Raw genomic sequence first — 11543 nt, forward strand, 5'->3', positions numbered from 1 at the left:
AAATAGGGGGCATGATTATGCTTGAAATAACGGGTGATGAGATCTCTCAACTTAATGATTCTGATTTGAGATCCTTAATTGGACTACTTTGTGAAGCTGACTTATCATCAATGCAACTCCAGACCGCAGGTGTGACCTGGGGAGGTAATCAAAATGCCAAAGATGGTGGAATAGATGTACGCGTTGAGGCAAATTCTTTACTAATGAATGATGGCTTTATTCCCAGACAACATACAGCATTTCAAGTGAAGAAACCTGATATGCCTCGGAGTGAGATTCTACTAGAAATGCGTCCTAACAAGTTACTAAGACAAGTGATAAAAGATTTGGCCGATAATAACGGTGCTTACATAATAATCAGTAGCCAGGGATCAATTTCAGACTCTTCATTAAAAAGTAGAAAATCAGCTATGCTGGAAGCCATATCGGATTACAGTAATGCTTCTCAATTGAAAGTGGATTTTTATGATCGTGAGCGGGTTGCTAGTTGGGTGAGAAGTCATCCTTCTATAGTTCTATGGGTTAGAGACAAGATTGGTCATCCAATACAAGGATGGCAAGCGTTCAGTAACTGGGCAAACCATTCCGAGAGCACAGAAGAAGAATATTTACTCGATGGTACGTTTCGTCTGTCTAACTCTGCAAGTGTTTCTACAGAGAGTACTGATCTGCTACAAGGTATTCACGAATTGAGAACAATATTAGGGCGACCGGGTTCTTCAGTTCGTCTAATCGGATTATCAGGAGTAGGAAAAACACGCTTAGTTCAAGCGTTATTTGATAAACGAATTGGTGAAGAAGCTCTCAAGAAGTCTTTGGCTTTTTATACTGACTTAGGTGATGCTCCCATTCCCGACCCTAGATCTTTTGCTGCAAGACTTAAAACACTTAGAAAAAGAGGAATACTGATCGTAGATAATTGTCCCCCTGATCTTCATAATCATTTAACTAAGTTATATGCGAATGATAATTACATAAGTTTAGTCACAATTGAGTACGACGTCAGAGATGATCAACCTGAACAAACAGCGGTTTTCCGATTAGAACCTTCATCAACTGAACTGATTGAAAAAGTAATCAGTAGAAGATTTCAGCACATAAATAGCGTAACGGTAAGACAGATAGCAAAAATTTCTGGTGGAAATGCACGTGTTGCCATTGCAATAGCTAGAACTATCAGTATAGGAGATAATATCTCTCATCTCAGGGATGCAGAATTGTTTAATAGATTATTTATACAACGAAATAATTCAGACTCAAAATTACTCAAAGCAGCTGAAATCTGTTCACTTGTATACTCGTTCAGTAGTGAGACTGTTGGCCCAAACAGTATCGAAATAAAACTACTAGCCGAGTTATCTGGCATGAGTGTATTAGAACTCTATCAGAACATAGCGGAACTAAAGAGGAGAGATCTCGTACAGCAACGAAGCTCTTGGAGAGCTGTATTACCACATGCCATAGCAAACAAACTGGCTCAAAATGCGCTGGAGAATCTTCCTAAACAATTGATTAGAAGTACATTCGAAGATCATGCTAATCCGAGATTATTACAATCGTTTTCAAGAAGGCTTGGATATCTCCACAATAGTCAATTAGCTCGAGAGATAGCTAAAGATTGGCTTTCAAGCGGTGGTCTATTAGAGGATTTTCAAAAGCTCAATAAGGATGCTCTTAATATCCTTCGAAATGTAGCTCCTCTCCATCCCCAGTTAGTGCTTTCACGGATGGAGGAAATTAATGATCAAGCGAATGAATCGATATTTTTCTCTCGTGAAAATTCTGATTTCTATTATTACACAAATTTATTGAGATCCCTAGCATATGATAGCGACTTATTTGAAAGATCTACTAGGTTGCTCTGTAACTATGCTTTAACAGAAAATGTTAACGAAAACAACAATTCAATTCGTACTACACTAAAATCTCTTTTCTATATCTATCTTTCAGGAACGCACGCTTCTGTTGAGCAAAGGCTTAAGATCATATCCTGCCTCATAGAATCAGATCTTGATAATGAAGTTGAACTTGGAATATACCTCTTAGATGCATCACTAGAAACCTCAAATTTTTCAGCTATCAATAGCTTTAACTTCGGTGCTCACGTTCGAGATTACGGGTACTATCCAAAATCCAAAGAAGAAATTCAAACTTGGTATGAAACGTTTATTGAATATGCTGTGTCAACTGCTATATCGGATAAGCTAATTGGAAATAAGATAAAAAGCGTTTTATGTAACAAATTTAGAGGGCTCTGGACTAGAGCAAAAGTCTATGAGGTGTTAGAATCTGCTGTAAAACAAATTTTGGCTAAAGAAACCTGGCATGAAGCTTGGTATGCGGTTAAAAAAACTAAAAGGTATGATTCTGATAAAATGTCCGATGAAGTTTCAACACGACTTGACTCGTTAAACACGTTGTTAGAACCCAATTCATTATATGATGAAGTAATGTTGTTAACTCTACCTGGACTGGGAAACCACTATGAGATAGTCGATTTAGAAGATGCTGAAAATGCACATGCTAAGGTTAGTAATCTATTACACGAGCTCGGGCGTAAACTTTGTAACCATGAAGATACCATAGACTCTTTGTTAATACATCTAATGTGTACTTATAACAGAAATATATATGAGTTAGGACAAGGGTTGGCACAAGAAACCAGTGATGCAAAGAAATTTTGGACTCACATGGTAGAAAAGCTGAGTGAAATTAACTACACAAACCGACAGTATCTTCTTTTACAAGGCTTCTTATATTATCTTGCTTTAATTGATAAGAGTTCCGCTGAAGAAATCTTGGATGAAGCAATTGATCACGAATTGCTTTCAGAAGTCTTCCCATTGCTTCAGTCTGTTGTAATAGATACTAATGGTTTAGATCGTCTGAAGAGGTCTCTTCAACTCGGAAAAGCACCGATTTCGTCTTTCGGAAGTTTAGCTCTAATACGAACTCATGATATAGACTATAATGAAAAGTTCTTCGAATTAATACGTCTTATAAGTTCAAAAGAAGATGGAGTAGCTGTAGCCGTAGAATTATTTTATATGCGAATTTCCAGAGATGACAAGGGCTTAAGCCAAGACATTGTCAGTTTAGGGCAAGAATTGGTTTTAAATTATGATTTTTCTCAACGTTCATTTGAGAATCATCATTTTGTGTCTGAAATAATCAAGATCTGTTTTACGGATGTGGAATCTACCCGTAACGCTAAACGTATTGCTAATAAGCTATATTCTTCAATAACAGAAGATAATGTGTTTTTTTCTGATCTTGATCATGTTTTTTTGTCTTTGGTAGAGGTTCAACCACTTGAGTTTTTAGAAGTGTTTGTAAGGGACACAGAAGAAATGGATTATAGAATTGCTCAGATTTTTAGCGGACAATTAAACCTTAACCCACTAAATTTGATATCTGATGAGCTGATAATCAATTGGTGTGATGTAAAGAAAACAGAGCGATACCCATTAATGGCATCCATCATTGATGCTTATCAAAACACATCGCCATCGCAGCAAATAGAATGGACATCATTAGCAAAGTATTTGATAGATAATTATTTTGAACCGAACGTTATTCTAGAACAATTAATGCATGTTTTTCATCCAAATCATTGGTCAGACTCACTGGCCGATGTTATGTTAAAACGTCTTCCCTTATTAGAAAGCTTAATGAAATACGAGAATCCATTTGTTGTAAAGTGGGCTAAGAATAAAGAGCCAATTCTAAAAAAAGAAATTAATCGGATTCGTAATTGGGAGCAAGCTCAAGAACAGAATCAAAATGAGCGTTTTGAGTGACAATTAGATACCCAGTTGAATATCAAAGATATAACCATTCTAATGCTTAGAAAAAAACAAGTTTTTTAAATGATCTAATTCAGATCTCAATGTAGGGATATATTTTTTGATAAGGATTGATCTTTATGAAAGATAAGCAACTGAGCAATCCATTTTCAACCGGGGGCGGAGGAGTACACTTTGAGGCTCATGTCCAAGCTTCTTTTGTTACATTGATGCTTACTGGGGGAATAGTACCTTGTTTACCGCAATGGCCGGTAATCGGAATAAAGCTTCAAGGTAGAATTGATGGATTTAATACTGATGACTTAATTATTATTGTTGAAGAACCTATTTCCAAGAGAAAAGCTAAGATGCTTGCACAGATTAAACATAAAATTGGAATTACCTATGGAGACAGTATGCTCTCAGAAGTAATGCAAGCTGCCTGGAACGATTTTAATAATTCCAATATCTTTTCCAAAGAAAAGGATGTTATTGTTCTTATTACTGGTCCATTAAATGCTACTGATTCACATAATGTTCGATGGATATTAAATCAGGCAAAACACACCAAAGACTTAGAGGAGTTTAAAAGGAACGTAACACAATCTAACTTTAGTCCGTCTAAAAGCAAAATCAAATTAGATGTTCTGAGACACCATTTGAAGTTGGCCAATAATAACACCGATATTTCAGATGATGATTTTTATTCATTCTTAAATCATTTTTATGTTTTAGCTTATGATCTCGGAGAAGAAGAGGGAATTGTGTTATCACTTTTGCATTCACATATCGCACAATTTGATAAACAATATCCGCATTGGGTTTGGCCTCGCATTGTAGATATTGTACAAACATGGAATCAGAATGCTGGAACCATTACATTTGAAAAGCTTCCAGATGATTTAAAAGAACTATTTCAACTTTCAAATGTATCTCATATACCTGACAAGCTATTGATAAAGTCTGAAAATAGAAAAGCTGATTGGTTTAATTTTAATGAAGTATCCACACTTGCTTTAATTAACTTAATAGGGATGTGGGAAGAAAACAATGAAACAGACATGAGAATTTTAAATAGTTTATTAGAGAAAGATCATCCAAATTGGCTACTTCAAGCAAGAGAGATGCTTTTGCAAAATGAGAGTCCTCTCTCACTCAGTAATGGGGTTTGGAAAACAAAAAATCGAACTGATCTATGGTCGATACTAAGTCCTCGTATTTTTGACCAGAATCTGAACCATCTAAAAGGTTTAATCATATCAGTACTCTCTGAACCAGATCCTTCTTTTGAACTTCCCTCAGAAGAACGATTTGCAGCAGGAGTTTATGGGAAAAAGTTAACATACTCTTCATATATCAGAAATGGATTAGCCCAATCTTTAGCACTCTTAGGTACCCGAAGAGAAGATTTAATTAATTGTTCTGAGGGTTTACCTGAAACGGTAACCATACATGCTATCCGCGGAATATTTGAGGGAGCAGACTGGAAGCTTTGGGGGAGCTTGAATAAATTACTCCCAGTTTTAGCAGAGGCTGCTCCAGAAGAGTTCTTGTTTACGGTTGAACAAGCATTGCACTCAGAATATTGCCCATTTGTTGAACTATTTTCACAAGAGGGTAGTGGAGTTACAGGTGGGAATTATTTGACTGGATTGTTGTGGGCGCTTGAATCTTTAGCTTGGGAAGAACAATATTTAGTGAGGGTATGCATAATCCTTGGTGAACTAGCTAGCCTTGACCCTGGTGGTACATGGTCCAATCGTCCAGCCAATTCACTTACAACAATTTTACTGCCTTGGCTACCACAGACTGTAGCACCGATACAAAAACGTAAGGTTGCTGTTAAAACGTTAACTAAAGAGCTTCCCGATGTTGCATGGGAATTACTAATCAGCCTGCTTCCCAATCAGAATCAGACTTCAATGGGGTCTCACAAGCCGTTGTGGCGTGACAGTATACCTGAGCAATGGAGAGAAGAAACTTCCCAGAATGAATATTGGGAACAGGTAGAGTTTTATTCTGATCTGGCCATCTCTCTTGCTAGTAAGAACACAATATTGTTAAATCAGCTTATTGATCACATCGATGAACTTCCACGTACTTCATTTAATTTGCTACTTGAAATATTGGCCTCCGAGAAAGTTATTGAACAGCCTGAAGAAGAAAGATTTTTTATATGGAATAAACTTATGAATCTCATCTCAAAACATCGTAGTTTCTCTGAAGCAGAATGGGCCTTAGATGATGAACTGATAAAGCTTCTTGAAAAAGTTACAACAAATATGATTCCTAAAAATCCAATACTCTTACATCAGAGACTATTCGGTGAATATGATCCTGATTTATATGATGATCTGGAGAATTGGGAAGAAAACAGCAAACAACTTGAAGTGAAGCGTCAGCAAGCAATAGTACAAATCTTAGAATTGACGGACATTTATGGGGTAATTGAATTTTCATATAGGGTGGAATCTCCCTATTACGTAGGTATAAGCCTTGGGGCGGTATCAAGTGAAAACAATGATGAAATTTTATTCTCAAATTATTTAGAATCTAAAGAAGAAAAACATATATCTTTGATGAGAGGTTATATCTGGTCTCGTTATGCTAGAAATGGCTGGTCTTGGGTAAACCAGCTATACAAAGCAAACTGGAGTGTAGAAAAAATCAATCAATTTCTTTGTTATCTACCTTTCAGTAATGAGACTTGGGATCGTGCTGCCAAGTGGTTAATGGAAAACGAGTATGCATATTGGACAAAAACGGATGTGAATCCCCATCAGAAAGAATGCGATTTGACATTTGCAATAAACAAACTAATTGAATATGGAAGGCCTTTTGCTGCAATTTATTGTCTTAACGTAGTCCAACACCGGAAGCATAATTTGAATATCAAACAATGCTTGCAAGCACTGGAAGCAGGTTTATCCTCATCTGAGCCAAGCTATGTCTTAAAGCCAAGTATGATAGTAGGACTAATTAAAATACTACATCAATCTCCTGAAATTAAGTTCGAGGATCTTTTTCACATTGAATGGGGCTATTTGCCACTATTGAATCAAGGCGGTAATAAAGTTGCTCCCAAACTACTGGAGTATCATATTTCAGAAGAGCCTGAGTTTTTTTGTGAGCTTATCCGAAAGATATACCGTTCTAAAAAGATTGATTCATTAGTCGAGTCAAATGAAGAATCGCAATCAATTGCTTCAAATGCTTGGAAATTACTTCATGGTTGGCGAATCCCCCCAGGCAGTCGAAAAAATGGAGATTTTGACGATGAATTCTTCTTAAAATGGCTTAAGCGTGTCAAAGAAATTTGTTCAGACTCAGGACACATGGAAGTTGCACTAATTAATGTTGGTCACGTTCTTGTCCATTCTCCACCCGACGCAGGAGGTCTATGGATAAATGAATCTGTGGCTACTGCACTGAATGATAAGGATTCAGATCCTATTCGTACGGGATTTAGATCTGGGGTACTTAACTCGCGAGGTGCACATTGGATAGATCCGACTGCACAACCTGAACTCAAACTTTCAGATGAGTATATGCTTAAAGCCGAAGATACTGAAAATGCAGGATTTCAACGGTTTGCAGTCACTCTAAAAAGTATTGCAGAATTTTATGCTCGAGAAGCAAAACGGATTATAGACAGAGAAACCATTGAAACTGATAATTGAATAAAAATATTACAAAGGGGAGCTTCTTTATGCAATGCATGTTTTGTTTTGAGGATTTTGATAAACTTACAAGAGAACACGTTATTCCAGATAGGATTCTCAAGATATTCCCTGAACAAGATATAACGATTGATAATGAAAAAGAGTACAAGGATAGCAAAGGAATGGTAGTTCATGATGTATGCGCTAATTGCAATGGTGTGCTTTTAAGAGCTCTTGATGATTATGGAAATCCATTTATTCGAGAAAATTTTCTTGATAAATTTGAAAGGAATTCCAAGTTAACAATCAATTATGATTACAATTTTTTGGTGAGATGGCTACTAAAAATATTGTATAACAGTGCAAGGAAAAACAAATTGGATTTATCGTGGTACCAAAGGTACCTAAAATTTATCCTGCATAATAATCAAGAAAATATTCCGAAGGTCTCGATATTTGGTGGGTTACATGTTGATCTTACTCTCATGGGGGAAGAAAATCAGTCATTCGGGTCATATTACACACCACTTTATATTGTTCATAATCCAAGAGTAATGATTCATGGGTTGCCGTATACAAGGTCAAAGTATATTAGTCCAAATAAAGACGCTTTGAGAATCCCACATAAACATGATCTTGTGAAGATTAGGTTCGGCTCAGCTATGTTTTTTATTATCCTTTGGGAAGAATCAGCTTGGGAATCAAGAATTAATGATTTTAACTCAGTATTTGAAGTTGTATATCCATATAAACTTTATTATTCTAATAAGCAATCTCTTGTCTTGGAAAGAGTTACAGATGAAATAATATGTGTAATACCGGATATTATACATGATTATAATGCGATGGAAGTTAGTAATAGAATAATATCAAATAGTCTTCCTCAAGAATCAGTAGAGGCTTCTAAAAAAATATGGGACGAATATTGGACAGAAGATAAAAAGTTGGAGGGTAGGTTGCTTAATGAAATGCTGTTGTTCCCAGATAACAAAAAAATAAAATTGCAGTATGATGCGTTAATGAAAAGGCTTGGACGTCCGGATGAAGAACAAAATGAATCTACAGCTACGGAAAATGAAGGGGAGGATTTGCCGTTTAAACTTTAAGTTTAAAATAACTTACCGGGTATTCAATTCCATGGTTTAACAGAAAGTCCGTGGATTTAAGTGGCCGATGATTGATCAGTTCTATAGACCGTTTGATATCCAAGTTATATACGGGTGAATACTTATCTTTTATTATAAAGACTTTCGTCCTTTAAATTGAAAACACCTAAGATGCAACGTAATGAAACTACAATGGATCAAGCCAACTTCTTGGCAAAGACAGGTAAAGCTTCTTTAATTTCTATGACAAAGAAACTATCCTTTTTAATTAAGGATCAGTTCTTTGTCATTGTGTTGATTCTGACAGCCGTAATTCAGATGTAAGGCGACATACGATAGATTTGTAGATTTACCTGTATAAAAATGATTGCAGTGCCTAAACAAACAAAGGAGTGCAGTACAGTGGAACTTTATGAGGGATGGAGTGCTCATACTGGGAGAAACAAAAATAGAAGGAAGAAGGAAGCTTAGAGTTGGGAATGTAACTCATAGATTGAATATTGTAAAATTAAGTGTGACAACTGACCTATAGCTTTAAATATTCGAATTAACTCTCCTTTTGAAAAATTAAACAAGGAAAAGTGGTGGGGAAATGTTTGAAATTGAACTTAGAATACAGGACATTGATCAAGTACAAAAAGATGCTGCAACAAAATCTATTCAAAAATTAGTTTTTCAACTTATATCAGGATTAGATATGAAGGATTTAGAATTAATTGTTTACACCAGTGCATTTAAAGTGGATCTCATTTCATTCCAACGGTCAAAGTCGATTCAAGAGGGGTACACTGAGGCCTCATTTGGTTCGGCTGTAGCCAAGGTTATCAGCTACATTGAGAATAATCATCAGAAATATACGATCTTCGTAACAGATATTCTTTTTTGGGCATTATTCAATGAAAAAGCTAAAGACATAGCAATACATACACTTCATCACGAGTTAGCGCATGTTCATGATAATACTATGAGGTTTCATTCCTATGAGTCATTTGAGGTCACTCGTGGAGATGACATTCTGACCATTGCTTGTAAGCTGGGAGAAATTATGTGGATGGAATATATTGCAGATCGTTTGGCTATTGCTTCATTCACTGAAACCTCAACTCTAAGAAACGAAGATGTACGAAACCTTTCTCAATCTATAGTAAAGACCATGGGAGAAACGATTGATGAATATTTCATGGACGGCAACTCCTATAATGTATTTATCAAAATACAAGAAGAGTCCAATCTGTTGCTAAATATTACAGGCAATCTATTAGGGCAAGTTCATGGACTCAAACTCCAAAAATATCTGGATCATATGCAAATGGAGTATTTCACTCCCTATCTTGTTCGTTTGAGCGATGAATTAGAGTACCTATACACTCGTTATCCGGACTGGACAGGTATGAGGGATTTATTACCTCTAGCCAAAATTATTTTAGATCTGTGGGAAGCTCTTGGTGTTAGTTTTGATGCCGATCAAGAAGGAGTAAATATAATTATTTCTAAACCTCTTGTTTAAGGCAGATAACATCACATGCTCTTAGCCCTGATATATTTTCCGTACAGTATTTGTTCATAGGTACGGCTAAGTACCTCAAGCAACTGAATGTAAATTTAACTATCAATTGAAGAGGGTGTCAAACTACATATCATTGGGTGGCAAAACGGATATAAGCAACATCGTTATAGTGCAAGGCTCGAAACGAGAGTCTAAGAAGCCCGAGCTTTCGAAGACTCCACCGCAGGCTCGAGCAGATGATTTGAGTTATTGGACGGATTGATTAAGGAACCCTTTTCCAAATTAGGGTTACAGTGAAGGTTTTTAATAAAAGTAATTACATGAAAATATCGGAAAACTTGGAGGTTAGGGGACATGAATAGTAAGGAACTAATGACGCTAGGCAATAAAATAGATTTTGAAGAATTATTAGAAATTAAATTACTATTTTTAAAAAAAGAGGTTCGAAGAAGGTGGATGGCTTCAAATAAGTAACAATAGTAACGTTCACAGATATTTATTTGAATATTATAAAGGGAAAAATGAGTTGTTAAATTATATTAGAGAGAGAGGAGATAAGATTCTTTGTTCTATAGAGGCAAGAGGTATATCTATTGATAAAACAGTGGATTTAGAGAGCATAGCTAAGGATATATTCAAGCAAAAAAAATCAGAAAATCCAGAATTTATGAGATATAATGTGACAGCTTGGAACATGAGTTTCGAACAGTGCATGAGCGATTTAGAGTTATTTTTAGATGAACATTATTTTTTAACTGAAAATATTATGATTCAGATTAATTTTATAGATAAGTTAATTTTTGATGTAAATGATCTCTTAAATGGAACAAGAAATAGAAGAAAAAAAATCTTGGCTGGATTAGATTTATTTCCGTTGTATGAAGAAACAATTCGAGGGTATACAATATCAGAGTTTGCGAAACCGAGTTCTTCTATATTTTTCATGAGACAGATAATTGAATTGAAACTGAAGAGGGCAATTGGTATTAGACAAGCATATAATAAATCTACGAAAAAATACGAAGAACTTACTATGCCTAGATTAATTGAATTCTACAAGAAACTGGAACGCAAGGAATTATTGGTTAGTCCGGTGAGTCTGGATTTACTTAGAATCATGATTAAGGCATCAAATCACTATATTCATACAGGTGAATTTAATGAGTTCTTTAGCTGGCACGAGAAGATCGGTCAAATGATATTAAGGGAGCTTTGTTTCAAGAAGGATGAAAGGATACAATCAATGGAGGGAACTTTTATCATAGATAAAAGATTAGACAATACCATGGAGAAAAAAATTAAAGAACATTTCAATTGGGGAAGTTCTGTAGTGATAGAATGGGAAAATGCTGAAGCAACAATAATTAATCGAATTAACAATCATCAGAACAATATCACATAATCAAAGACGCAATAGGCTGAATTCTACGACTACAAAATGAGAAAATGAAAATTGTTTGGCGAAGGATTCTCAGCAAGGCAA

At 35.7% G+C, this 11543-nt stretch carries 5 protein-coding genes; all 5 read left to right on the top strand.

What is annotated here, in order from left to right:
- The first annotated feature begins 17 nt into the window (after nt 1-17).
- Complete coding sequence (locus A6049_RS06470) at nt 18-3800, top strand: hypothetical protein (protein WP_063563846.1); 3783 nt, start codon at nt 18-20, stop codon at nt 3798-3800.
- A gap of 125 nt (nt 3801-3925) precedes the next feature.
- On the top strand, nt 3926-7465 hold the full coding sequence (locus A6049_RS06475; RefSeq protein ID WP_063563847.1) for a hypothetical protein: 3540 nt from the start codon (nt 3926-3928) through the stop codon (nt 7463-7465).
- Nucleotides 7466-7494: 29 nt separating this feature from the next.
- Entirely contained in the window at nt 7495-8553 is a 1059-nt protein-coding gene (locus A6049_RS06480) for a hypothetical protein (protein ID WP_063563848.1), read from the top strand.
- 592 nt (nt 8554-9145) lie between these two features.
- Nucleotides 9146-10060 (top strand): hypothetical protein, encoded by a 915-nt coding sequence (locus A6049_RS06485; protein ID WP_063563849.1) that lies wholly within the window; start codon nt 9146-9148, stop codon nt 10058-10060.
- Nucleotides 10061-10586: 526 nt separating this feature from the next.
- Nucleotides 10587-11462, top strand: a complete 876-nt coding sequence (locus A6049_RS06490) for a hypothetical protein (protein WP_063563850.1) — start codon at nt 10587-10589, stop codon at nt 11460-11462.
- The last annotated feature ends 81 nt before the right edge of the window (nt 11463-11543 follow it).

This window comes from Paenibacillus sp. O199, from assembly GCF_001636635.1.
In the GTDB taxonomy this organism is placed as follows: Bacteria; Bacillota; Bacilli; order Paenibacillales; family Paenibacillaceae; genus Paenibacillus; species Paenibacillus marchantiae.

Bases quoted from the DNA above. Each gene is read 5' to 3' on its own strand.
- A6049_RS06485 (WP_063563849.1), top strand. From the start codon at position 9,146: ATGTTTGAAATTGAACTTAGAATACAGGACATTGATCAAGTACAAAAA.
- A6049_RS06470 (WP_063563846.1), top strand. From the start codon at position 18: ATGCTTGAAATAACGGGTGATGAGATCTCTCAACTTAATGATTCTGAT.
- A6049_RS06480 (WP_063563848.1), top strand. From the start codon at position 7,495: ATGCAATGCATGTTTTGTTTTGAGGATTTTGATAAACTTACAAGAGAA.
- A6049_RS06475 (WP_063563847.1), top strand. From the start codon at position 3,926: ATGAAAGATAAGCAACTGAGCAATCCATTTTCAACCGGGGGCGGAGGA.